22 protein-coding genes are annotated in these 23,793 nt (G+C 71.1%); 13 read left to right on the forward strand and 9 right to left on the reverse strand.

The window, feature by feature from the left end; all coding sequences use genetic code 11:
- Positions 1 to 75 precede the first annotated feature (75 nt).
- A complete protein-coding gene (locus ACLJQZ_RS20805; protein ID WP_410621590.1) occupies positions 76 to 600 on the forward strand; it encodes a helix-turn-helix transcriptional regulator in 525 nt (174 codons plus the stop codon).
- On the opposite strand, the gene ACLJQZ_RS20810 is transcribed toward ACLJQZ_RS20805, so the two are convergent.
- The 4 genes from ACLJQZ_RS20810 to ACLJQZ_RS20825 all read right to left on the reverse strand — a co-directional run bounded on the left by ACLJQZ_RS20810 (position 593) and on the right by ACLJQZ_RS20825 (position 5,349).
- A complete protein-coding gene (locus ACLJQZ_RS20810; protein WP_410621591.1) occupies positions 593 to 1,708 on the reverse strand; it encodes a lanthionine synthetase C family protein in 1,116 nt (371 codons plus the stop codon). The two genes, ACLJQZ_RS20805 and ACLJQZ_RS20810, sit on opposite strands and share 8 nt — an antisense overlap.
- Entirely contained in the window at positions 1,705 to 4,662 is a 2,958-nt protein-coding gene (locus ACLJQZ_RS20815; RefSeq protein ID WP_410621592.1) for a lantibiotic dehydratase, read from the reverse strand. Before ACLJQZ_RS20815 ends, ACLJQZ_RS20810 begins: the two co-directional genes overlap by 4 nt.
- A gap of 66 nt (positions 4,663 to 4,728) precedes the next feature.
- Positions 4,729 to 4,851, reverse strand: a complete 123-nt coding sequence (locus ACLJQZ_RS20820) for a hypothetical protein (protein WP_410621593.1) — start codon at positions 4,849 to 4,851, stop codon at positions 4,729 to 4,731.
- Positions 4,852 to 4,980: 129 nt separating this feature from the next.
- On the reverse strand, positions 4,981 to 5,349 hold the full coding sequence (locus ACLJQZ_RS20825) for a YrdB family protein (RefSeq protein WP_410621594.1): 369 nt from the start codon (positions 5,347 to 5,349) through the stop codon (positions 4,981 to 4,983).
- A 209-nt stretch (positions 5,350 to 5,558) separates the two neighbouring features.
- On the opposite strand from ACLJQZ_RS20825, the gene ACLJQZ_RS20830 reads away from it, so the two are divergent.
- The 12 genes from ACLJQZ_RS20830 (at position 5,559) to ACLJQZ_RS20885 (ending at position 18,423) form a co-directional block, all read left to right on the forward strand.
- Positions 5,559 to 6,854: a class I SAM-dependent methyltransferase gene (locus tag ACLJQZ_RS20830; RefSeq protein WP_410621595.1), complete on the forward strand. Its 1,296-nt coding sequence runs from the start codon at positions 5,559 to 5,561 to the stop codon at positions 6,852 to 6,854.
- A gap of 1 nt (position 6,855) precedes the next feature.
- On the forward strand, positions 6,856 to 7,647 hold the full coding sequence (locus ACLJQZ_RS20835; RefSeq protein ID WP_410621596.1) for a glucose-1-phosphate cytidylyltransferase: 792 nt from the start codon (positions 6,856 to 6,858) through the stop codon (positions 7,645 to 7,647).
- Positions 7,644 to 8,291 (forward strand): PIG-L deacetylase family protein, encoded by a 648-nt coding sequence (locus tag ACLJQZ_RS20840; RefSeq protein ID WP_410621597.1) that lies wholly within the window; start codon positions 7,644 to 7,646, stop codon positions 8,289 to 8,291. Before ACLJQZ_RS20835 ends, ACLJQZ_RS20840 begins: the two co-directional genes overlap by 4 nt.
- A 5-nt stretch (positions 8,292 to 8,296) precedes the next feature.
- Entirely contained in the window at positions 8,297 to 9,316 is a 1,020-nt protein-coding gene (locus ACLJQZ_RS20845; RefSeq protein ID WP_410621598.1) for an NAD-dependent epimerase/dehydratase family protein, read from the forward strand.
- On the forward strand, positions 9,316 to 10,596 hold the full coding sequence (locus ACLJQZ_RS20850; protein ID WP_410621599.1) for a DUF4910 domain-containing protein: 1,281 nt from the start codon (positions 9,316 to 9,318) through the stop codon (positions 10,594 to 10,596). Before ACLJQZ_RS20845 ends, ACLJQZ_RS20850 begins: the two co-directional genes overlap by 1 nt.
- A 5-nt stretch (positions 10,597 to 10,601) precedes the next feature.
- Entirely contained in the window at positions 10,602 to 11,984 is a 1,383-nt protein-coding gene (locus ACLJQZ_RS20855) for a hypothetical protein (protein WP_410621600.1), read from the forward strand.
- A gap of 7 nt (positions 11,985 to 11,991) precedes the next feature.
- Positions 11,992 to 12,936, forward strand: a complete 945-nt coding sequence (locus tag ACLJQZ_RS20860; RefSeq protein ID WP_410621601.1) for a glycosyltransferase family 2 protein — start codon at positions 11,992 to 11,994, stop codon at positions 12,934 to 12,936.
- Entirely contained in the window at positions 12,933 to 14,117 is a 1,185-nt protein-coding gene (locus tag ACLJQZ_RS20865; protein ID WP_326956124.1) for a polysaccharide pyruvyl transferase family protein, read from the forward strand. The genes ACLJQZ_RS20860 and ACLJQZ_RS20865 overlap by 4 nt, the downstream gene beginning before the upstream one ends.
- The gene (locus ACLJQZ_RS20870; RefSeq protein ID WP_410621602.1) at positions 14,114 to 14,662 is read left to right on the forward strand and encodes a dTDP-4-dehydrorhamnose 3,5-epimerase family protein; all 549 of its coding nucleotides are present in this window, start codon (positions 14,114 to 14,116) and stop codon (positions 14,660 to 14,662) included. The genes ACLJQZ_RS20865 and ACLJQZ_RS20870 overlap by 4 nt, the downstream gene beginning before the upstream one ends.
- A gap of 5 nt (positions 14,663 to 14,667) precedes the next feature.
- The gene (locus ACLJQZ_RS20875) at positions 14,668 to 15,984 is read left to right on the forward strand and encodes a glutamate-1-semialdehyde 2,1-aminomutase (RefSeq protein WP_410621603.1); all 1,317 of its coding nucleotides are present in this window, start codon (positions 14,668 to 14,670) and stop codon (positions 15,982 to 15,984) included.
- Positions 15,985 to 16,152: 168 nt separating this feature from the next.
- Complete coding sequence (locus ACLJQZ_RS20880; RefSeq protein WP_410621604.1) at positions 16,153 to 17,634, forward strand: right-handed parallel beta-helix repeat-containing protein; 1,482 nt, start codon at positions 16,153 to 16,155, stop codon at positions 17,632 to 17,634.
- 165 nt (positions 17,635 to 17,799) lie between these two features.
- Entirely contained in the window at positions 17,800 to 18,423 is a 624-nt protein-coding gene (locus ACLJQZ_RS20885; protein WP_410621605.1) for an HAD family hydrolase, read from the forward strand.
- Here ACLJQZ_RS20885 and ACLJQZ_RS20890 read toward each other — a convergent pair.
- From ACLJQZ_RS20890 to ACLJQZ_RS20910, 5 genes are all read right to left on the reverse strand, one after another.
- Positions 18,410 to 19,024 carry a maleylpyruvate isomerase family mycothiol-dependent enzyme gene (locus ACLJQZ_RS20890; RefSeq protein ID WP_410621606.1) on the reverse strand — a complete coding sequence of 205 codons (615 nt, stop codon included), beginning with the start codon at positions 19,022 to 19,024 and terminating at the stop codon, positions 18,410 to 18,412. The genes ACLJQZ_RS20885 and ACLJQZ_RS20890 overlap by 14 nt on opposite strands.
- A 151-nt stretch (positions 19,025 to 19,175) precedes the next feature.
- Positions 19,176 to 19,823, reverse strand: coding sequence for a phosphatase PAP2 family protein (locus tag ACLJQZ_RS20895; protein ID WP_410621607.1), 648 nt, complete (start codon positions 19,821 to 19,823; stop codon positions 19,176 to 19,178).
- Positions 19,820 to 20,995 carry a glycosyltransferase gene (locus ACLJQZ_RS20900; protein ID WP_410621608.1) on the reverse strand — a complete coding sequence of 392 codons (1,176 nt, stop codon included), beginning with the start codon at positions 20,993 to 20,995 and terminating at the stop codon, positions 19,820 to 19,822. Before ACLJQZ_RS20900 ends, ACLJQZ_RS20895 begins: the two co-directional genes overlap by 4 nt.
- Positions 20,992 to 22,245 carry an O-antigen ligase domain-containing protein gene (locus ACLJQZ_RS20905; protein ID WP_410621609.1) on the reverse strand — a complete coding sequence of 418 codons (1,254 nt, stop codon included), beginning with the start codon at positions 22,243 to 22,245 and terminating at the stop codon, positions 20,992 to 20,994. The genes ACLJQZ_RS20900 and ACLJQZ_RS20905 overlap by 4 nt, the downstream gene beginning before the upstream one ends.
- Positions 22,246 to 22,264: 19 nt before the next feature.
- Positions 22,265 to 23,788 (reverse strand): right-handed parallel beta-helix repeat-containing protein, encoded by a 1,524-nt coding sequence (locus ACLJQZ_RS20910; RefSeq protein ID WP_410621610.1) that lies wholly within the window; start codon positions 23,786 to 23,788, stop codon positions 22,265 to 22,267.
- Positions 23,789 to 23,793 lie beyond the last annotated feature (5 nt).

The following is a 23,793-nucleotide window of genomic DNA, read 5'->3' on the forward strand; positions in this document are numbered from 1 at the left end:
GGCCACCATGACGGAATCACCGGCTCGGCTGAACTGATCGCCCCGGCCTGTCTCGGCGAGGCGCTTTCGCCGCACGTGTTCCTGCTCGAAAAGCAGGACATCCGGCTGGTGCTGACGGCCGATCTGTCCTGCACCCTGCGGGAACACCGCGGCGCGGTGGCCGCGGTGCCCGCTTTCACCGAAGCCGAGGTATCGGTGATCAGCGCGCTCCGGGCCGCATTTCCCGGGCAAGCGGTGATCGGTGTCGTCGACGATGTCTCCGGAAACCAGACGTACGCCGCGATGCACGCCGGGGCGCACGGCGTGCTCACCATCCAGCTGCCGCCGTCCCGCGCGGTGACCGTGATCCACCGGCAGGCCGCGCGCCTCGCCCTGGCCACCCCGGATCACCCCGGCGCCGCACCGGCGTTGAGCGTGAGCGACTTCGCGGTGCTCGAGATGGTGATCGAAGCCCGGTCGACGCGGGAGATGGCCCGGCGCTTCCACTGCTCCGAGCGGACGATGTACCGGCGGCTGAAGGACATCTACGGCCACATCGGCGTCGACGGCCGCCGCGGGCTCCTCGAACTGCTCGCCACGCGCCGGCGGGCGTTCAGCTGAACAGCAGGACGCGGTCCCACGACGACGGGCCCCGCCCGTCGTACCCCGCGAACGGCAGCAGCGCGCAGGCCACCCCGGCCGCGCCTTCGACGAGCCCGGCCACGTCGACGGGCGCGCCGGATTCGTGGTGCCGGAACAGGAACTCCGCCGTCTCGTCCGCACCCGCGGCCACGCGCCGGGCAACGCGGCCGGCCGCGGCCAGCAGCTCCGGATCGCCGGTGGCCGTGCCGACGCGGTGCAGGGCGCGCAGCAGACCGGCGTAACCGTGGCAGACGGTCGGGCCGTCGAGGTGCCACTCGGCCTCGGGACGCCGGGTGACCGCGCGCAGGGACTCGACCGCGAGCCGCTGCCAGGCCGGTTCGCCCAGCACGGTCCCGGCCCGGTGCAGGGCCACCGCGACGCCGGGAGCGCCGTAGCACCAGGCGCTCTTGGCCGGGACCGGGCGTTCCCCGGCCCAGGCCGGGAAGTACGGTCCGGCGGCGTCTTCGCCGGCGACGTCGCGCAGCCAGCCGGCGATGTGGTGCATCGCGTCCTGCTGGCCGGGCACCACCCGCTCGTGTTCCGCGGCGAGGGCGAGGAACGCGAGGATCCCGGCGACGCCGTGGGCCATCCCGGCGTCGGCGCCGGGCCGGGTTTCCGTGACCGCCGGCCGGACCAGCACGTCCAGGGTCGGTCCGACGTCGGCGCCCGCGTCGAGCAGGACGCGCCCGAGCCCGGTGAGACCGTTGACGACGTCGTAGCCGGAGCCGCCCGGATGGGCGAGCCGGTGCGCCTGCGCGGCCTCGGCGTACGCGGTCAGCCGTGCCCGCAGCCCCCGGTAGCGGCCGCTGCCCGCCGCGCACGTCTGCGCGGCGGCGAGCACCGCGGCCGGGCCCTCGTAGAGCCCGGCGGCCGGCGCGTCGTCCAGCGCGGCCACCGCGGCCACCGCGGCCGCGAGGTGCCGATGGGCCACCGGCAGCCACCGCTCGTCCGCCCGGCCCAGCTCGCCGAACAGCATCGCGACGCCGGGGTGACCGCGGAACAGCGAGGTCGGCCGCGCGGTGATCGGCACGACGGGCTCGAGCCGCCGCGCGGTCTCGGCCACGAGCGCCGCGAAGTCCGCGGTCACGAGTGCTTCCGGCGGCCGAGGTGGTCGAGAACCGCGGCACGCGCGTAGCCGTGCACCTTCCGCTCCCGCTCGACGGGCCCGCCGAACAGCCGGTTGCACGTCATGTGCAGCAGGCTCGCCAAGATCCCCTCGGCGTCGCTCAGCTCGCGGACGACGTCGCCGTAGCGGCGCACCGCCTCGTCACGCGGGCCGAGCGCGTCGACGACCGCGCGTCCCTCGGCCGTCGCGCGCAGGCCGGGCCAGTCGCCGGCCGGGTCCACGAGCGACCGCCACCGGACGCGGTTCCGGGCGTACTCGCGGCCCGGAGCGACGGCCGGCAGCCGGTCCGCCGCCTTGTCCCCGCCGAACGCGTGGGCCAGCGCCGCCAGCGACACCGCGGCCAGCTCGTCCAGCGAAAAGGCCATTCGCCGCTCGAGGTCGAGCAGCCGGAGCGCGAGCTCGCTGTCGGCGTGGAACACCGCCTCGGCCGCCGGCATCGCCGCCGGACCGCCGTAGCGCTCCAGCTCCGGCTCGTGGCTCGCCACCAGCCAATCGCCGATCAACCGCTGGTCCGACCACTCGCCGAGCCGCGCCGCGAGGCGGGGGAACACCGACGGCCACAACGTCGCCGGGTCGCCGTGGAACCGCAGCCGCAGGACCGGGTCCGGCTCCGCGTAGCGGACGAAGTACCAGGGCCCGCCGACATCGGCGGCCAGCGCCGGGAGCCGGTCGCGCACGACGTCCGGTCGCGGCGAGAAAACCTTGACGTACAGCCATTCCCCGCCCGCCTGGTACCGGCGGCGGGCCCGCAGCGGCCGGGGCGGCGGCGCGGGCCGCACCGGCGTCCGGCGGCTGAGCCCGACGACCACCTCGGCGGGCCGGCCGCCCAGCCAGCCGCCCGGGTCGACGGACTCGGTGGCGACCAGGCCGGCGTCCTTCCTCAGCTCGTCGCGCAGGATCGCCCGGTGCCACGGGTCGGCCAGGTCGAGCGTCAGCCGCTGGTCCCGGCTCCGCACCTCGACCCGCTCCTGCACCCGCCACGCCGCCCGCCAGCGCTCGACCGCGCCGGGCCAGGCGTCGTCCGGCACCTCGCGCAGGGCGTCCAGCCGCCACACCGCCGGGCTCAGCACCGTGCGCCGGTAGCGCACGCGCGGCAAGTACGGCCCGGCCAGCGCGCTCCCCCAGTCCCACGGTTCCCACAGCCGCGTCCCGGTCAGCCCGGCGTCGTGCAGGAACCGGACGACGTTCGGCGCCTGGTCCTCGAGCCGCAGCATGTTGTGCACCACCGGCAGCAGCTCGGTGCCGGTCGGGACGTGCACGACGGTCACCAGGCCGCCGGTCACGCCGACGGCGAGATCGGCCGGCTCGAGCGTCGCCCCGGGCAGGCCGACCGCGATCCGCCGGCCGGTGTGGGCGGGCGTGTTGACGACGTTCGCACCGCGCCCCTCGCGCGGCTGGTAGGCCAGGGTCACGGGCACGACCGGGGCCTGCTCGTCCCGCACCACGACGTCCAGGTCGGGGAGCATTCCGGCGAACCGGCTCGCGGTCGCGCCGGGCTGGTACGAGCCGTGGCTTGGTGCGGTGACCAGCCGGAACTCACCGGCGGCGAGGTCCTCGACCGAGGCCGCGCACACCTGGAAGCAGTACTCGCCGAAGCGCGTGACCTCGGCCGGGTCACCGTCGTCGGCCAGGGCGTCGACGGTCTCGTCGTCGAGCACGACCTCGCGCGCGCCGTCCCGGACCGCCTCGGCCACCAGCGCCGCCACCCGGCGGTCCCGGGCGGTCCGTTCCGGCGGCGGCTCCGGCGTCGCCGGCCGCGCGACGGGCCACCGGTAGCCCGCCGGGGCGCCGATCCCGGCGGTCTCGTCGAGGGCCTCCAGGAGCGGGACCAGCCGTCCGGCGCTGTACCGCTCGGTGAACCGGGCCTGCCACTCGCCGAGGACGACCCGGCGCGGCGACATCCGCCACATCGCGGTGACCGCGGCCGCGGCCTCGGCGCGGACGTCCTCGGGCAACCGGACGCGCAGCTCCTGCCGGGTGTCGACGTGCACGGGGTTGTCGTGCGGCCGCACGGCCCGCGCGAGGGCGACGACGCGACGCAGTTCGGCGGTCCCTTCGCCGATCGGCCGCGCGTCGTAGGCGTCACACGCTTCGGCCACGGCGACGAGGGCGTCGCGCAGCGGTACGACCGCACCCCGGCGCTCGGCCGCGGCCAGCACGTCGATGACGTGGGTGAGCGGGTCACCGCCGTCCAGCGGCGGCCGCAGCGACGTCAGCAGCACGCCCTGGCGCACCAGCTCGGCGATCAGCCCGATGGCTTGGGTGTCGGAGACCGGGAACCGGTCCCGCAGCGCGGCGACGACGTCCGCGACGGGACGGGCCGGGCGCGTCTCGGCGAGCACGGCCTCGACCGCCGGGGTGCACCGCACCGAAACGGCCGCGCGGCGCCCCGCCGAGGGCGTGTCGAGGTGCAGCCGGTCACCGCGGCGGACCACCGTCGAGTGCGCCTGGACGTCGAGGTGCGGCAGCAGGCCGGGCTCCGGTTCGGCCGCTTCGACGACCTCCCGCAGCCAGCCGAGGTCGACGCGGGTCCGCGTCCGCGCCGGTCCGTCGTCCTCCACCTTCGGCGCGACGTCGAACCGGCCGGCGGACACCCCGGCGAACAGTCCGAACGGCGTCGGCCGGGTCCGCGACCGGAGGTCGTACTTGAGCACGGCGAGCGCGGCCCGCCGCAGCTGAGCGGGCTTGCGCGCGTCGAGCCGGCCGGTCCGCGCGTCCGCCAGGACCGCGGCGAGGCTCGGGCTGGCGACCTCGATCGCCTCGGCCAGCTCGGCCCGGTCGGCCGCGGCGCACAGGACGTCCCGGCACGCCTCGGGATCCGGGCCGCCGGGGGCGGCCGGAAGCCGCGCGGCGCCCGAGCGCAGCGGGGTGCGTACGACGAAATCGTCGTGCACCCGGAAAATCTCGTCACCCATTTCCGGCCTCCGGGAAACCGGCGGCGGAAAACCGGAACCCGTCCGGTTTTCCGCCCGCCGCGGCGATCAGAAGGCCGAGCAGCAGTCGGTGCCGAGGATCCAGACCACGACGTCCGGGTTGAACTCGGCCTGGACGTCGAGGTCGAACTCGTCCGGCACGACCTGCATCTCACCATTTGCGTTCTGCATGATTCCGCTCCTGTCCGTGGGTACGGGGATTTCGACGTTCACCGGGGCCCTGGTGCTCACCCAGTAAATGGGCGAACCCGCGGCCGGGGCAATCGCCGGCGGACAGGTTGGCAGTGATGGCAGGGCTGGTCAGCCGTCCTTGGCGACGCGGCGGGTCAGGGCCGCGACGCCGACGCCGGCCACCGCCAGCACGACCCCGGCGATCACCCAGCCGACCAGGGCCAGCACCACGCCGGTGGCCGCGAACAGGGCGAACTCCACCAGGAAGCGGGCCGGTTCCGGGAGCCGCCGGGAGGCCTTCGGGGCGATGAACAGCCCCCAGATGGCGGCCGCCGCCACCGGCAGCAGGACGGCGTCGACGATCGCCAGTGCCACGCCGCCGCCGAGCTGGGTGCCGGCCAGGGCCAGGCCGCCCACGAGCGCCAGTTCCGTCAGGAACCGGACCGTCAGCACCACACCCGCGACCCCGCTCAGGCGGGGAGTCGGCTCCGAAGTCATCCGCCCAGCGTAGGGCCCAAGTCCACTGTGGACGTTACGGATCCGGACCGGCACCGTCCGTGATCTGCACCACAGGTCACCTGCTTGGCGTGGTGATGTTGCGGTTCCGAATCGGTCCACCGGCCCGGCACGCGTCGCTGTAACGACCTTCCACCGCCGCTCGACGTGTCTAACGCATATCGCGACCGCGAGTCCAAGGAGCCTGGTAGATGACCACATGTCGACTCTGCGGTTCGACAAACACGGCCAGCGTCGTGGACCTCGGCGCGACTCCCCCGTGTGAGCGATTTCTGACCGCCGAGCAGCTCGACGAGCCGGAAGCCACTTTCCCGCTGCACCTCATCGTGTGCACCGAGTGCTGGCTGGCGCAGATCCCGCCGTTGATCGACCCGGACGACACCTTCACGGAGTACGCGTACTTCTCCTCCTTCTCGACGTCGTGGGTGGAGCACGCGAAGCGCTTCGTCGACGGTTCGGTCGAGCGCCTCGGGCTGGACGAGAAGTCGTTCGTCGTGGAGGTCGCCAGCAACGACGGTTACCTGCTCAAGCACGTCGTCGGGCACGGGATCCGGTGTCTGGGAGTCGAACCTTCGGTGAACGTCGGGCAGGCCGCGCGCGACGCCGGCGTGCCCACCCTGACCGCGTTCCTCTCCGAGGAAACCGGCCGTCAGGTGCGCGAGGACCACGGGCCGGCCGACCTGGTCGCCGCCAACAACGTCTACGCGCACATCCCCGACGTCCTCGGCTTCACCAAGGGCCTGCGCGCCCTGGTCGCGGACGACGGCTGGGTCTCCATCGAGGTCCAGCACCTGCTCACGCTGATCGAGAAGAACCAGTACGACACGATCTACCACGAGCACTTCCAGTACTACACGGTCGAATCGGCCCGCCGCGCGCTGGCGACCGGCGGCCTGACCGTGGTCGACGTCGAACTGGTGCCGACGCACGGCGGCTCGATCCGGCTGTGGGCGCGTCCCACCGAGGCTTTCGGGGGGTCCCGGGTGGCGGAGCCCCCGGCCCGGGGCGGCGCCCCGGTTGTCGCAGCGGTCGCGGGCGAGCCCAGCGAGCGGATGACCGACGTGCTGGAGCAGGAGAAGGCCGCCGGGCTGCACGAGCTGTCCGGGTACACCGAGTTCGCCGAGCGCGTCACCCGCGTGCGGCTGGACCTGCTGAAGTTCCTCATCGAGGCGCGCAACGACGGGAAGACCGTCGTCGGCTACGGCGCCCCGGGCAAGGGCAACACCCTGCTCAACCACTGCGGCATCCGCACTGACCTGCTGCAGTACACGGTCGATCGCAACCCCTACAAGCACGGCCGGTTCACCCCGGGCACGCGCATCCCGGTGCTGCCCCCGGAGCGGATCGAAGCCGATCGGCCCGACTACGTGCTCGTCCTCCCGTGGAACCTCCGGGAGGAACTGACCGAACAGCTGTCGTTCGTGGGTGCCTGGGGCGGAAAACTCGTGTTCCCCATCCCCCGCCTGGAAATCGTCGAGGTGTCTTGAAGTGAAGGTCGTACTCTTCTGCGGTGGTTACGGGATGCGGATGCGCAACGGCGCGGCCGACGACGTCCCGAAGCCGATGGCGATGGTCGGTCCGAGACCGCTCATCTGGCACGTCATGCGGTATTACGCGCACTTCGGGCACACGGAGTTCATCCTGTGCCTCGGCTACGGCGCGGCGCACATCAAGAACTTCTTCCTGAACTACCAGGAAACCATTTCCAACGACTTCGTCCTGCGCAACGGCAAGCCGGAACTGCTCTCGACCGACATCGCCGACTGGACGATCACGTTCGTGCAGACCGGGATCGAGTCGCCGATCGGTGAGCGCCTGCGCCGCGTCCGCGACTACCTCGACGGCGAGGAGATGTTCCTCGCGAACTACGCCGACGTCCTGTCCGACGCGCCGCTGCCCGACATGATCGAGCGGTTCGAGAACACCGACGCCGGCGCGTCGATGATGGTCGTGCCGCCGCAGTCGTCGTTCCACTGCGTGGAGATGAACGAGGGCGGCATGGTCGGCTCGATCACCGCCGTCAGCGAGATGCCGCTGTGGGAGAACGGCGGGTACTTCGTGCTGCGCCAGGAGGTCTTCGACCACATCCCGGAGAACGGCGACCTGGTCGCCGACGGCTGCGGCGAGCTGGCCAAGCGCGGCCGTCTCCTGGCCTACCCGTACCGCGGGTTCTGGAAGCCGACCGACACGGTCAAGGAGCGCGCGGCGCTCGACGACGCCTACACGCACGGCAAGAAGCCCTGGGCGCTCTGGGAGCGGCCCGTCGCGAGCACCGCGTGATCGGGCTCCGGCCGGGACGGCTCGGCGGCGTCGTCGCCCTCGGCGCGCACTGCGACGACATCGCGATCGGCGCCGGCGGCACCCTGCTGACGATGTGCGCGTCGCGGCCGGGCCTGCGGGTCGACGCGCTGGTCCTCTCCGGCGGCGGCACGCCCCGCGAGGACGAGGAGCGTGCGGCGCTGGCGGCGTTCTGCCCCGGCGCGCAGGTCGACGTCACCGTGCTGAAGCTGCCCGACGGCCGGTTCCCGGCGCACTGGGAAGAGGCCAAGAACGCGCTGGAGGAGCTGCGGCGGCGGACCGACCCGGACGTCATCCTGGCGCCGCGCACCGACGACGCGCACCAGGACCACCGCGGGCTGGCGAAGCTGGTGCCGACGGCGTTCCGCGACCACCTGGCGCTGGGCTACGAGATCGTCAAGTGGGACGGCGACCTCGGCGCCCCGTCCGTCTACCAGCCGCTCGACGACGACGTCGCCGAGGAGAAGGTCCGGCTGCTGCAGACGCACTACGCGTCCCAGCGGCACCGCGGCTGGTACGACCGGGAGGCCTTCCTCGGCCTGGCCCGGATCCGGGGGATCGAAGCGGCCGCGAAGTACGCCGAAGCGTTTTTCGTCAAGAAACTCACTCTCGACCTGAAGGGCTGAATTCGATGCGGGTGTTGCTGACGGGGCACAAGGGCTACCTGGGCACGGTGATGGCCCCGGTGCTCGCCGCGGCCGGCCACGAGGTCGTCGGCCTCGACTCCGGGCTGTTCGAGCAGTGCCTGCTCGGGCCCGCGCCGGCCGACCCGGGCGGGTACGCCGTCGACCTGCGCGACGTCACGGCCAAGCACGTCTCCGACGTCGACGCGGTGATCCACCTGGCCGCGCTGTCGAACGACCCGCTGGGTTCGCTCGCGCCCGAGCTGACCTACGACATCAACCACCACGCGTCGGTGAAGCTCGCGAAGCTGGCGAAGGACGCCGGTGTCCAGCGCTACCTGTACGCGTCGACCTGCTCGGTGTACGGCGCGGGCGGCGAGAACCTCGTCAACGAGGACGCGCCGCTGAAGCCGGTGACGCCCTACGCCGAGTCGAAGGTGCGCGTCGAGGCCGACGTCCACGAGCTCGCCGACGACGGCTTCACCCCGGTCTACATGCGCAACGCGACGGCGTTCGGCTACTCGCCCCGGCTGCGCGGCGACATCGTGCTGAACAACCTCACCGCGCACGCCCACCTGTCCGGCGAGGTCCTGGTGCTCTCCGACGGCACGCCGTGGCGGCCGCTGGTGCACGCCCAGGACATCGCGCGCGCGTTCACCGCCGCGCTGACGGCGCCGAAGGAGGCCGTGCACAACAAGGCCTTCAACATCGGCACCGAGGACAACAACGTCACCGTCGCCGAGATCGCCCAGGAGGTCGTCGAGGCCGTGCCGGGCTCGACGCTGAACATCACGGGCGAGGCCGGCGCCGACCCGCGCTCCTACCGCGTCGACTTCTCGCGCTTCCGCGAGGCCATCCCGGGCTTCGCCTGCGAGTGGTCGGTCAAGGACGGCGCCGTCGAGCTGATCGAGGCGTACCGGAAGTTCGGGCTGACCCGGGAGTCGTTCGAGAAGCTGTTCACCAGGCTCGCCTGGCTGCGCAGCGAGGGCGAAGCCGGCCGCGTCGACGACACCCTGCGGCGGCACTAGTGGCGGGCACGCAGCTGCGGACCGGGGCGGAACTGCACGCCCTGGTCGAGCGGCTGTACCCGATCTGCCGCAGCATCACCGGCGACGGCGTGCGGCAGACCCTGGACATCATCGGCGAGCACATCGCGCTGGAGCGGCACGAGGTCCCGACCGGCACCCAGGTGCTGGACTGGACGATCCCGCAGGAGTGGAACATCCGCGACGCCTACGTGGCCGCTCCTTCGGGTGAGCGGGTAATCGACTTCCGGGAGTCGAACCTGCACGTCGTCGGCTACAGCGTCCCGGTGTCGGAGCGGCTGCCGCTGAGCGAGCTGCGGGAGCACCTGCACACGCTGCCGGACCGGCCGTCGTGGGTGCCCTACCGGACCAGCTACTACGCCCCGGCCTGGGGATTCTGCCTCGCGCAGGAGAAGCTCGACGCGCTGCCCGACGGCGAGTACGACGTCGTCATCGACTCGACCCTGGCGGACGGCTCGCTCACCTACGGCGAGCACGTCGTCCCGGGCCGCGTCACCGACGAGGTCATCGTGTCCTGCCACGTGTGCCACCCGTCGCTGGCCAACGACAACCTCGCGGGCATCGCCGTCGCGATCTCGCTGGCCCAGCAGCTGGCCGAGACTCAGCCGCACTACACGTACCGGTTCCTGTTCATGCCGGGCACGATCGGCTCGATCACCTGGCTGGCGCGCAATTCCGACCGGATCGAAAAGATCAAGCACGGGCTGGTCCTGGCGTGCGCCGGCGACCCGGGCCCGCTGACGTACAAGAAGTCCCGCCGCGACGACGCCGAGATCGACCGCGTCGTGCAGCACGTGCTCCGCTCGCGTGAGCACAAGGTCGTCGACTTCTCGCCGTACGGCTACGACGAGCGCCAGTTCTGCTCGCCGGGCTTCAACCTCGGCGTCGGCTCCCTGACGCGGACGCCGTACGCCGGCTACCCCGAGTACCACACCTCCGCCGACAACCCGGGTTTCGTCTCGCCCGCGGCCATGGAGGACACGCTCGGCGCGCTTCGCGACGCTTTCGGTGTCCTGGACCGCAACCGCCGGTACGTCAACCTCAGCCCGTACGGCGAACCACAGCTCGGCAAGCGCGGGCTGTACGACTCGCTCGGCGGCCGCAGTGACGCCAAGGAAGCCCAGATGGCCATGCTCTGGGTGCTCAACCTCTCCGACGGCGACCACAGTCTCCTGGACATCGCCGAGCGGGCCGGCCTGCCGTTCGACATCGTCGACGTCGCGGCGCGTGCCCTGCACGACGCAGGTCTGGTCAAGGAGTGAGCGACGTGGCCAACCACCGCCGGGCCTCCGGCTCGCTGCTCCGGAACGGCGCTGTGCGCGCCATGGCCGGACGGCTGAGCTGGGGCCTCGGCGACCAGGCGGTCTCGAGCCTGACGAACTTCGCGGTCGGCCTGTACGTGGCCCGCTCGCTCGGGACGTTCGCGTTCGGCATCTTCAGCCTCGCCTGGGTCACCTACGGCGTGGTGCTGAACGTCTCGCGCGGCCTGGCCACCGACCCGCTGATGGTGCGCTTCAGTGCCGTCTCGGAGGACCGCTGGCGCCACGGCGTGGCGAGCGCGTCCGGCACCGCCATCGGCGTCGGCTGCGTGACCGGCGTGATCAGCCTGGTCGCCGGACTCGCGGCCGGCGGCCCGCTCGGCAACGCGTTCGTCGCGCTCGCCGTCGTGCTGCCGGGCCTGCTGCTGCAGGACGCCTGGCGCTTCGCCTTCTTCGCCCGCGGTGCGGGCAAGAAGGCGTTCATCAACGACTGCGTGTGGGGCGTCGCGCTGATCCCGGCACTGGTCATCGCCGCCGAGGTCGGCACGGTCGTCGCGTTCGTACTGGCCTGGGGCATCTCCGGCGCGGTCGCGGCGGTCTTCGGCTGGTTCCAGACCGGCGTCCTCCCGCACCCGCGCGCGGTGCTCGGCTGGTTCAAGTCCCAGCGCGACCTGAGCGTCCGCTACCTGGTCGAGAACGTCAGCAACAGCGGCGCGTCGCAGCTGCGGGCGTACGGCCTCGGCGCGATCGCCGGCATCACCGCCGTCGGCGCGGTCCGCGGCGCCGAGCAGCTGCTCGGCCCGTTCCTGGCTCTGCTGATGGGGCTGTCCCTGGTCACCGTCGCCGAGGGCGCGCGGGTACTTCAGCGGGCGCCGCACCGGCTGAAGCACTTCTGCATGATCCTCGGCGGCGGCCAGGCCGCCGCCGCGCTGTGCTGGGGCCTGGCGCTGCTGCTCCTGCTGCCGGACGCGGCGGGCCGCTGGGTGATGGGCTCGGTGTGGGACTCGTCGTCCCCGCTGATCCTCCCGGTGACCCTCGCCGTGGTCGGCGCGAGCTTCTCGACCGGCGCCGCGGCCGGCCTGCGGGCCCTCGGCGCCGCCCCGCGGAGCCTGCGGTCGCAGCTGATCGCGTCCCTGTTCTACGTCACGTTCGGCATCACCGGAGCCTTCCTGGGTGGCGCGGCCGGGTCCGCGTGGGGCGTCGCGGCCGCGACGCTCACCGGGTCCGTCGTCTGGTGGCTGCAGCTGCGCCTCGGGCTGCGCGAGTACGTGCCGCCGGCCCCGGACGACGCCGGGGCCAACGAAGCCACCATCGTCTTCGCGCCGATCAGGGAGACGATCAACGAAACCACCGTGGTCTTCGCCCCGATCAAAGAGCCGATCAAGGAATGAGGACTCCATGACCACCGTCCCGCGGCTGAGCCTCGGCCTCCCGGTGTACAACGGCGAGGAGTACCTCGCCGAGTCACTGGACGCGCTGCTCGGCCAGACCTACGAGGACTACGAGCTGATCATCTCGGACAACGCGTCCACCGACGCGACCGACGAGATCTGCCGCCGCTACGCCGAGAAGGACTCGCGGATCCGCTACGTCCGCCAGCCGAAGAACATCGGCGCGACACCGAACCACAACTTCGTGTTCGACGTTTCCCGCACCGAGCTGTTCAAGTGGGTCTCCCACGACGATCTCTACGCGCGCGACCTCCTCAAGCGCTGTGTCGAAGCGCTCGACGAGCGCCCGGACGTCATCCTCGCCCACTGCGACCAGGCCATCATCGACGGCGACGGCCGCATCGTCCAGCCGCTCGAGTACACCCTGAACACCGGCTCCCGGCACGCCCCGGACCGCTTCCGCAGCATCCTGTTCGAGCCCGGCGGTGACGACTTCTACGGCGTCATCCGCGCCGACGTCCTCCGCCGCGTCAAACCGCTCGACAGCTACCACCACGCCGACCGCACGTACTCGGCCGAGATGGCGCTGCACGGGCCGTTCTACCAGGTGCCCGAGCTGCTCTACTTCCGCCGAGACCACCCAGGCCGCGCGGAGCGGGCCAACCCGACCATCCGGAGCCGGTGCGCCAACCTCGACCCGCGGCGCGCGGACCGGCTCCGGAATCCCACCGTCCGCCTGGTCGGCGAGTACATCGTCGGGTTCGCCGACCTGATCCGGCGCTCCCCGATCTCGGGCGCCGACAAGCGCGAGTGCTTCCGGCACCTCGGCAGCTGGCTGACCGACCGCGCGCGCTCCGGCCACGGCGAGCGCGTCGAGGACCGCGCGCCGACCGCCTCCGACGTCGCCACGGTCAACCAGATCGTGGCCGGCCGGGAAGGCAGGCTCGCGTGAAGCGTGCCCCTCGCGTCGGTGTGTTCGGCCTGCTCGGCTCAGGGAACCTCGGCAACGACGGTTCCCTCGAAGCCGTGCTCGGCTACCTGCGCGCCGAGTACCCGGACGCCGTGCTGGGCGCCCTCGTGGGCGGTCCGGAGATCGTCCGCGAGCGGTACGGGCTCGACACCACGCCCCTGCACTGGAACCAGTCCGAGTACGAGACGGCGTCCGGCCTCCGGTCGATCGTCCTGAAGGGCCTGGGCAAGCTCGTCGACATCGGCCGCACGGCCGCCTGGGTCCGCAAGCAGGACGTCGTCATCGTGCCGGGCATGGGTGTCCTCGAAGCGACGCTTCCGTTGCGTCCTTGGGGTTTTCCGTATTCGCTGTTCCTCCTCTCGGCCACGGGCCGGCTCTTCGGGACGAAGGTGGCGCTGGTCTCGGTCGGCGCCAACGAGATCAGCGCTCGGGCGACGCGGACGCTGGTCCGCTGGGTCGGCCGCCTGGCCACCTACCGCTCCTACCGCGACGACATCTCCCGCGACGCGATGCGCGCCATGGGCGTCGACACCAGCCGTGACCAGGTGTACCCCGACCTCGCGTTCTCCCTCCCCACCCCGGATGACGCCGGCGAGCCGGGCACCGTCGGCGTCGGCGTGATGGCCTACTACGGCGGCAACGACGACCGCGCCGACGCCGACCGGATCTACCGCCACTACGTCGACACGATGAACCGTTTCGTCGGCTGGCTCGTTGACCAGGACAGACCCGTCCGGCTGTTCATCGGCGATCAGATCGACCGGCAGGTCGTCGACGAGATCATCGAGAAGACCGCTTCCCCGCTGGTGACGGCGGCTTCGGCGGAGACCCTGGACGAGCTGATGCACGAGATGGCCGCGGTGGACCGCGTGGTGGCGACGCGCTACCACAACGTGCTCTGCGCCCTGAAGGTCGCGAAACCGACCGTGGCGATCGGGTACGCGCCGAAGAACGACGTCCTCATGGCGGAGATGGGGCTCGGCGGTTTCACCCAGCGGGCGAAGACCGTCGACTTCGACCGGCTCGTCGAGCAGTTCACCGAGCTGGAGAACCGTTCGGCCGAACTGCGCCAGACGCTGCTGGAACGGAACGAGATGAACGCGCAACGGCTCAAGGACCAGTTCGCCGCCCTTTCGGCGGCCCTCTTCGGGGGTGGGCGATGAAGGCCATTCCGGTACCCGAAATCGAGGGCGTGTACCTGTTCGAACCGGCACCCCACGTCGACGAGCGCGGCTTCTTCAGCCGCACCTTCGACCGCGAGGTCGTCGCGTCGGTCGGGATCGATCCGGACGGCTTCGCCCAAGACAGCCTTTCCCGGTCCCGCAAGGGAGTCGTGCGCGGGATGCACCTGCGCGGCGGGGCCGGCGAGTCGAAGCTCGTGCGCTGTTCACACGGCGCGATCTTCGACGTCGTCGTGGATCTCCGACCGGATTCCCCGACATTCCGAAACATCAAGACTTTCGAACTTTCCGGTGAGACGCAGGTTTCGGTGTACATCCCCGCGGGGTGCGCGCACGGATTCCAGTCACTCACCGATCCCTCGGACGTTTCGTACCGTATCGATCGGGCGCACAATCCGAACGAAGACATTACGATTTCGTACAAAGACCCTGAATTGGACATTTCCTGGCCACTGTCAGTCACACTGGCCAGTGACCGAGACGAACGTGCGCCGTCTCTCGGAGAGGCGTTGAAACCAACGAGGTGACCCCCATGGGAACGAACTTGCCCCGCTCCACGACGGCGAACGAGCGGCTGCACCGGGTCATTCCGGGTGGTGCGCACACTTACGCCAAGGGCTCGGACCAGTATCCCTTCGAGATGGCCCCGGTCATCTCCCACGGCCGCGGCGGCCACGTCTGGGACGTCGACGGCAACGAGTACATCGAGTACGGCTCCGGACTGAGAGCGGTCAGCCTGGGTCACGCCCACCCCCGCGTCCTCGACGCCGTCCGCGGCGAACTGGACAAGGGCAGCAACTTCATCCGCCCATCGATCATCGAGGCCGAGGCCGCCGAGCGGTTCCTCGAGAACGTGCCGACGGCCGACATGGTGAAGTTCACCAAGAACGGCTCCGACGCCACCACGGCGGCGGTCCGGCTGGCCCGCGCCGCGACCGGGCGCAAGCTCATCGCGAAGTGCGCAGACCACGCGTTCTTCTCGACCGACGACTGGTTCATCGGCACGACGCCGATGAACGCGGGCATCCCGGACGAGACGACCGAGCAGACGGTGTCCTTCCCGTACGGCGACCTGCAGGCCGCGGAGGAGCTGCTGCAGCGCCACGACGGCGAGATCGCGTGCCTGATCCTGGAGCCGGCCGCGGCGGCCGAACCGCCGCCGGGGTACCTGCAGGGCCTGCGGGAGCTCGCCACGCGCCACGGCGTGGTGCTGATCTTCGACGAGATGATCACCGGCTTCCGCTGGTCCGCCCACGGCGCGCAGGGCCTCTACGGCGTCACCCCGGACCTCTCGACGTTCGGCAAGGCCCTCGGCAACGGCTTCGCCGTCTCCGCTCTCGCCGGCAAGCGGGAGCTGATGGAGATCGGCGGGCTGCGCACCGACCGGGAGCGGGTGTTCCTGCTCTCGACCACCCACGGCGCCGAGACCCACTCCCTCGCCGCCGCGATGGCGGTGATGGACGTCTACCGCGACGAGGACGTCATCGGCCGCATGCACGCCCTCGGCGACCGGCTGGCCGCCGGCGTCCGCGACGTCGCGGCCGGGATCGGCGTCGAGGACCACGTGGTCGTCCGCGGCCGGGCCAGCAACATGGTCTTCGGCACGCTCGACGAAGAAGGCAAGCCGTCGCAGCCGTACCGGACGCTGTTCCTGCGCGAGCTGATCAGCGGCGGGGTGCTCGGCCCGTCCTTCGTGGTCAGTGCCGCGCTCACCGAGGCGGACATCGACAAGACGATCGACGTCGTCGCCCAGGCCTGCACGGTCTACCGCAAGGCCCTCGACGCCAACGACCCCACGCCGTGGATGGGCGGCCGCCCGGTGCAGCCGGTCTTCCGCAAGCACGCCTGACCCGACCCCCGCGCCGCCCGGCGCCCGGTTCCCGCCGGGCACCGGGCGGTCGCGGGTCCGGAGCGCACCGCCGGATCCCCGCTCCGGGGAGCCGGTTTCACTCGTTGGGTCCGATGAGGACACTTGAGGGTGACTGTTTTCCCGCCCGATCGTGCGTAGCGTCCTGCCATGGGCAGATCTCGTGCGTTTCTCGTCGGTGCTTGCTCGCTCTTGATCGCCGTGGCTTGCCCGGCGATCGCGAACGGCGCCGACGGGCCCGGGCCGGTGTGCGATCACCAGCCCGCGGCGTACGAGGAACCGCCGCCCGGGGCGGTCTCCGTCGAACCGGGCGTCGACGGAGACCTCTCGGCCAAGACTGCGGCGCACCCGCCCGGCACCACCTTCTGGCTCCGGACAGGCACCCACACCCTCGGCACCGACGAGTTCGGCCAGGTCGCGCCCAAGGACGGCGACGTCTACCTCGGCGCTCCCGGCGCGGTCGTCGACGGCCGCGGCGTCAACCGCGCGGCGTTCACCCAGCAGGCCCGCGACGTCGAGATCAAGGGCCTCACCATCCGCGGTTTCGCCGCGCTGCAGGACCAGGGCGTGGTCAACCACGACTCCGGCGACGGCTGGCTCATCGAGAACACCACCGTCGAAGACAACGCCGGCGCCGCCCTGATGGCCGGCGCGGGCCAGGTCGTGCGGCACAGCTGCCTGCGGAACAACGGCCAGTACGGGCTCAACGCGTACCAGGCCGGCGACCACATCACCGGCCTCGTGCTGGAGGGCAACGAGATCACCGGCAACAACACCGGCGACTGGGAGACCAAGGTCCCGGGCTGCGGCTGCAGCGGCGGGGCCAAGTTCTGGGCCGTCAACGGCGCCGACGTCCGCGGCAACTGGGTCCACGGCAACCACGGCGCCGGCCTGTGGGCCGACACGAACAACAACGACTTCCTCGTCGAGGACAACCTGTTCGAGGCCAACGACGCCGAGGCGCTGTTCTACGAGACGAGCTACAACCTCGTGCTGCGCGGCAACACCTTCCGCGGCAACAGCCTGGTCCAAGGCCGCGCGTTCGCGTCGCGCGGCGACAACTTCCCGGCCGCGACGGTGTACCTGTCGGAGTCGGGCGGCGAGCCCCGGGCGCCGGCGCGGACGTCGGCCATCGACATCAGCGGGAACACGTTCGTCGACAACTGGTCCGGGATCACGTTGTGGGAGAACGCCGACCGCTTCTGCACCAGCCCGGCCAACACGTCTTCGGGCTACTGCACAAAGGTGACTTCCCCGTCTTCGTGCTCTGCGGGCACCATCACGAAGGCGCCGGCCTACGACGACTGCCGCTGGAAGACCCAGCACGTCGAGATTCACGGGAACACCTTCCGGTTCGATCCTGGACGGGTGGGCTGCACGAGCTTCTGCGGGCGGATGGCGCTGCTGTCGAACTACGGGACGTTCCCGGACTGGTCGCCCTACAAGGGAACCGTGGTCCAGGAAGCGATCACGTTCCAGCAGGACAACCGGTGGCACGACAACTCCTATGCGGGGCCGTGGACCTTCGTCGTACATGACACCTCCAGGACGGTCGACCCCGCGGGCTGGCGGGCGGGCCCGTACTCGCAGGACGCGTGTTCTTCGTTCGACGGTGGGTCCGCCGGCTGCTGATCACGACTATGGCACCGAGTTCCGACACTTTTCTCCGACGGTCACGACTACGGTGACGATTTCCCTTGGCGCACAAGGGAAAAGTCGCAAGTGGCGGATTCCGGACACTGCGATTCACCCGTTCAAGCGATGGTGTTCGCACGAGTGTTCGGTACCTTCGGAGACATGGCCACCTCGAGCCCCTCTCCCGAACCTCTCCGCCGTGACGCGATCGACGTCGTCGTGTTCGACGCGATGGGCGTCCTCTACTCGTGCGCCGACGACGTCGGCGAGCTGCTCGTCCCTTTCCTGCGCGGCAAGGGATGCGTGCTCGATCGGCGTGACATCGACGACCTCCACCGCGCGTGCGTCCTCGGCAAGATGTCCTCCGCGGACTTCTGGGCGGCGGCCGGCATAACCGGCGCGCCGGACGACGAGTACTGCCGCGGCCACCGCCTCACCGAGGGCGTCGTCGCGCTGCTCGCCGAACTCGACACGACGGGCGTGCGGCTCGTCAGTCTCGGCGACGACGTCAGCGAGTGGTCCAAACTGCTGCGCGAGCGGTTCGGGCTCGCCGAGTACATCACCGGCTGGTTCGTCAGCGGAGACACCGGCGTGCGCAAGCCTGATCCCGAAGCGTTCACCGGCCTCTACCGGCTGCTCGACGTCATACCGGATCGCATCCTCCTGATCGACGACCAGGAGGAGAACGTCACCGCCGCGCGCGCCGCGGGGCTGCAGGCGTTGCACTACGGAACACCGCGGCTGTCCACGATGGACAGACTTCGAAGAGAGCTCAGACCGTGGTGAACCGCGAACTCGGCTCTCCTCGCAGCCGCCCTGAGGGCAGCCGCCGGTTGCAGAGCACCAGCAGGAGATCCTGCGCGGCGCCCGTGAGCGGCGAGCCGGTGCCGTACGACCAGTCGAGGTCGTCGGCGCGCAGGGAGACGCCCGCCAGATCGGCGCCGAAGTACCTCACCTGCTTCGGTTTGAGACCGTCGAGAATCACCTCGAGCCGTTCGCGGGGCACACTCCGGTCGACGCCCAAGGCGGTCGTGATGTCCAGGCCGTGGATCACGTCGTGGCTCAGGGCGCCTTCCGCTCCCCCGCCCGGCGGCCGCCAAGGGTGTTCGGCGTTGTCGCGCAGCGAGGCGACGAGCGCCTCGGGTGACAGCTCGGCCGCGTCGCGTCGCGCCATCCGGTCGGCCATGTGGTTGAAGCGCCCGGCGGACTTCAGCAGTTCGCGGACAAACCGGCCGGTCGAGATGCGGAACGGCATCGTCAGGTGGGCGACCACCTCCGGCACGCGCCAGCCCGCGCACAACGTCGGCGTCGCCCATTCGGCCGGCGACAGGCCATCGAGCACCGCCGCCAGCTCACGGCGTTCCGCGGCGATCAGGTCCTGGATCATCGGGGTCTCCTTCGCGAGTCGGTCACCCCACCGACGAACAAGCCCGGCCGAGACCGACAGGTTCGCCCGAAGAACCGCCACGCGACCGGATCGCCGGGCCGGAGCCGGCCTGGGCGACGCGAGTGTCACCCCGCCGGCGACCGCGGGGCCGTCAGAGGCGATCGGCGACGCGGTCCACCACCCACGCCATCGCGGGGACCACCGCCAGCGCGGCGCAGAACCCGCCGATCGCGTCCGTCGGGTAGTGCGCGCCCAGGGACACTTCGGCCCAGCCCATCGCGATCCCGGCGACCACGGCCAGCACCAGCATGAGCAGCACCCCCGCCGTGCGGCCCAGGTGCAGGCGGTCGGCCACCAGCAGGCCGATGACCAGCGCGAGGGCCGTGGCCATGGCCGTGTGACCGCTCGGGTAGGACAGGAACTCGCCGTGGATCGTGCGGCCGACGATCGACTTCAGCACCGTCGTCACCGCGACGGTGGTCAGGACCCCGACCACGGTCAGCACCGCTATCCGGACCCGATGGGCCAGGAAACCCAGCAACGCAACCAGGGCGACCAGGATCGTCGACCCGATAGGTTCGCCGCCGAAGTCGAAGACCAGCGCCACGTACCGCCAGGGTGGCCGGACGCCGTCGAGCGATGGCAGCACGGCCGCGTCGATCCCGGTCAGGCCGGAGTCGTGGAAGTGGAGGATGCCGAGCGCGACGAGCACCGCCGTCGCCAGCGCACCCGACATCGCCAGCGGGGCCCGCAAGGCGACCGGCAGGGCCTCGGGTGCTGTCCGGACGAGCTCCCTCACCCGTGTGCCTCGATCGCGGCCTGGTACCCGGAGATCAGCCGGTCGAGCCCGACCGCCGGGGTGAAGTCCTTCTCGTACCGGACGCGGGCCGCGTCCCCCATCTCCTGGTTCCGGTCGCCGGTCACCTCGCGCAGCCGGTCCGCGAGCGAGGTCGCGTCGTTCGGCTGGTGCAACAGGCCCGTCACGCCGTCCTCGACGAGCTCGGGGAACGCGCCGTGGGCCGCCGCGACCGTCGGCACGCCGGCCGCCATCGCCTCGACGACGACCAGACCGAACGCCTCCAGCCACGTCGACGGCGCCACCACGGCAACAGCGTCGGCGGTCAGGGCACGGCACTCCGCCTTGTTCTGCAGGCCGACGTACGAGACGGCCGGCCGGCTGGCCGCCCAGGTCGCGACCTCGTCCTGCATCGGGCCGGTGCCGGCGATGACCAGCGGCACGCCCAGGGCGCCGCCGAGCTGGTCCCACGCCCGCATAAGCAGGCCGACCCCCTTTTCCTCGGTGACGCGGCCGAGGAACAGCACGTGCTTTCCGTCGCCGGTGCGGCGGACACCGTGGTCGGCGACGAAGTTGTGTTTCACCGCCATCCGCTCGCCGGGCATCCCGGCCGACACCAGGAGGTCACGTTGAGCCGCCGAAATGCAGAAGAACCGGGAAACGCCCGTCCACCACCGGCGGCGGTTCGCGACCATGCTGGCCGCCATCGGCACCGTCGCGGCGCTCGAGCCGCGGTAGCAGCCGTGCTTCACCGCGGGCAGCGGTGAGCCGCCGACGCACTCGGTGCAGATGTGGCCGTCGCGATGCAGGGTGCCCGGTGGGCAGACCATCGTGTAGTTGTGCAGCGTCGCGACGGCGGGCACGCCCGCGTCCGCGCAGGCGGCGACCACCGACGGCGACAGCAGCGGGAACGTGTTGTGGATGTGCACGACATCCGGGCGCGACGCCCGCAGCCGGGCCGCGAGCTCCTTCCGGACCGCCGGGTTCCACGGGATCATCAGCGGAACGGTCGCCTTGCGGGGCAACGGCATCTGCGCGATGTCGTCGCTGCGACGCTCGAACAACGACACCTTGTGCCCGCCCTCGGCGAGCAGGGACACCTCGGCGTCGACGACGTTGTTCTCCCCGCTCGGCTGCTCGGACCGGTACCGGTTGTGGACCACGAGCACCTTCACGCGGCTGCACCTCGCACACTTGCCCCCTTCGCCGGGATGAATGCTTCTTCGTCGGACTGCGGCACCCCGCGGACCAGCAGCGACGCGGCCAGGGCCAGGTGGAGCAGGTACGGCGACGCGTCGCCGAGGCCGGCCTCGGTGTAGGAGGCCGAAATGCAGTAGGTGATCAGGAAGATCGCGCACGCGCGAGCCAGGGACGGCGGCCGCAGCACGGCCACGACGACCAACGTGAGGAGGAAGCCCGCGACCAGCGCGATCCCGACGAACCCCTGCTCGTGGTAGATCGCCAGCCAGCTGTTGTCGATGGGAAGACCGTCGTAGGACTTGTCCGTCAGGCCGACGCCGAAGATGTACTCCGACGTCGTCCGCGGGGCCTCCAGCAACGCGTCCCAGACCTTCGCGCGTCCGGTCAGGCTGGAGAAGTTGTCCGCGCTCTGCCCGCGGAGGAACCACGCCTGCAGCGCGCCGGCCAGCACGAGGCCGCCGACACCGCCGATACCGGCCGTCCACGCGAACACCTTGCGGGCGCGGGCGCTGGTCAGCGCCATCGACAGGAAGGCCACCAGGAGCCCGGCGAGCAGGCCGAGCGTCGCCGTGCGGGTGTGCGTGAGCAGCAACAGCCCGAGGGCCGGCACCACGATGATCAGTGCACTGCGCCAGGTCGTGCGGCGGCCGAACCAGAGCAGGAGCGTCAGGCCGGAGATGACTGCGGCGTACTGGCCGATCTGCGGCGGCGTGAGCGGCCAGATCGCGCCGGACAGCCGGCCGCCGTACTCCTCGGGCATCGCGTTGCCCGGCGAGACGACCAGGCCCACCGCGACCGACGCGAGCACGATCCCGTACGTCCGGATGTGGGACCGGACGAACCCGAACCCGCCATCCCACCAGCGGGTGAGCAGCCAGAGCGTGGAGAGGAAGACCGTGAGCCGGAAGCACCGGAAGAGCGCGCCCGCGCCTTCCTTGAGGTCGGCGCTGGCCAGGATGCTGGACAGCAGCAGCAACGTCAGCAGCAGCAGGTACGCGCTCGGCCGGATCCGCAGGTGCTTGTTCAGGGCCAGCGCGATCACGAAGGCCGTCATCAGCGAGCCCATCGTGACCAGCTGGCTGACCGACCGTGGCAGCGGGATGACCGTCTTCGCGCCGGTCGAGCCGAGCGTGTTGATGATCAGCAGCGCCCACGCCAGGGCCGCCCACTTCGGCGTCGACGACGCGGGCTCGGCTGTGGCTTCGCCGCGGATCCTCGTCGCCATTCCGGTTTGTGTCGCCATCTCAGCCCCCGCCCTGCGCGGTGAAGGTGCTTCCGGAGTCCTGCGAGTACGGCGAGCCCTGCCACTCGCCGATCTCGATGACGCGGTCGGTGGTGTACGGGATGAACGTCCACGGCCCGGCGTAGCTGTTGTCGTGCCAGCGGTTGTCCTGCTTGTACGTGATGGCTTCCTGGACGACGTCGCTCTTGTAGGGCGACCAGTCCGGGTAGGTGCCGAAGTTCGACAGCAGTGCCATCCGGCCGCACGAGGCCTGGCAGCCGACCACGGCCGGGTCCAGGACGAACTTGTTGTCGTGGATGTCGACGTGCTGGGTCTTCCAGCGGCAGTCGCTCAGCAGCGGCTCGGTGGTGATCGCCGGCGCCGCGCACGTCTTCACGTTCGGCACCAGGCGGGTGCAGTCGCCGGACGAGGTGTTGGCCGGGCTGTTGCAGTACCGGTCGGCGTTCTCCCACAACGTGATCCCGGACCAGTTGTTCTCCAGGAAGTTGCGGGAGATCTCGATCTTCGCGGTCCGCGCCTTGATCCGCGGCTCGCCACCGGACTCGGAGATGTAGATCGCCGGCGTCGGGAAGTTGTCGCCCTTGTCGGCGTACCTGCGGCCGTCGACCCAGTTGTTCTTCCGGATCGTGTTGTCGCGGATGATCGCGTTGTAGCTGATCTCGTAGATGATCGCGGCGCTGTCGTTGTTCTCGATGAGGTTGCCCTCGATGAGGAAGTCGTTGTTGTTGGTGTCGGCCCACAGCCCGGTGCCGTGGTTGTCGTGCACCCAGTTGCCGCGGACGTCGGCGCCGTTGACGTCCCAGAACTTGACGCCGCCGGTGCAGCCGCAGCCGTCGATCTTCGTTTCCCAGTCGCCCGTGTTGTTGCCGGCGATCTCGTTGCCTTCAACGACCAGCGCGGTGATCGGGGTGCTGCCGGAAAAGGCGTTGATCCCGTACTGGCCGTTGCGGCGCAGGCAGTTACCGCGCACCTGCTGGCGCGCGCCCGCCATCAGCCCGGCGCCGTCGTTGTCCTGGATCGTGGAGTGCTCGATCTGCCAGCCGTCGCCGGAGTCGTGGTTGACGACGCCTTCGTCGCGGGGCGCGGCGAAGCCCTGCACGGTCAGGTAGGTGAGCTTGACGTTGTTCCCGTGTCCGGTGAACGCGTACTGGTTGATCTTCCGGCCGTCGAGGACCGCGCCGGGCGCGCCGATGTAGACGTCGCCGTCCTTCGGCGAGACCTGGTCGTACTTGTCGTCGCCGAGGATGTGCTTGCCCGGCTTGAGCCAGAACGTCGTGCTGGGGCCGGCCGCGCGGGTTTTCACGGCGAGGTCGTTCGGGACCGCCGGGTCGACGATCACCGCACCGGCCGGCGCCGCCGTCGGGCCGGCCGGCTCCTTGTCGCAGACCGCCGCGACCGACCCGCTGGGAGCCGAGGTCGCCTGGGCCGGGCCGCCGGTGTCGGGGCTGCTGGAGCACGCCGCGAGCGTGAGCAGCACGCCGAGCAGCGGAGCGGCACGGCGGAGTCGGGAGCGGCGGGCTGTCACGGGCG

The sequence above is a fragment of the Amycolatopsis sp. cmx-8-4 genome (assembly GCF_046548675.1).
Taxonomy (GTDB): domain Bacteria; phylum Actinomycetota; class Actinomycetes; order Mycobacteriales; family Pseudonocardiaceae; genus Amycolatopsis.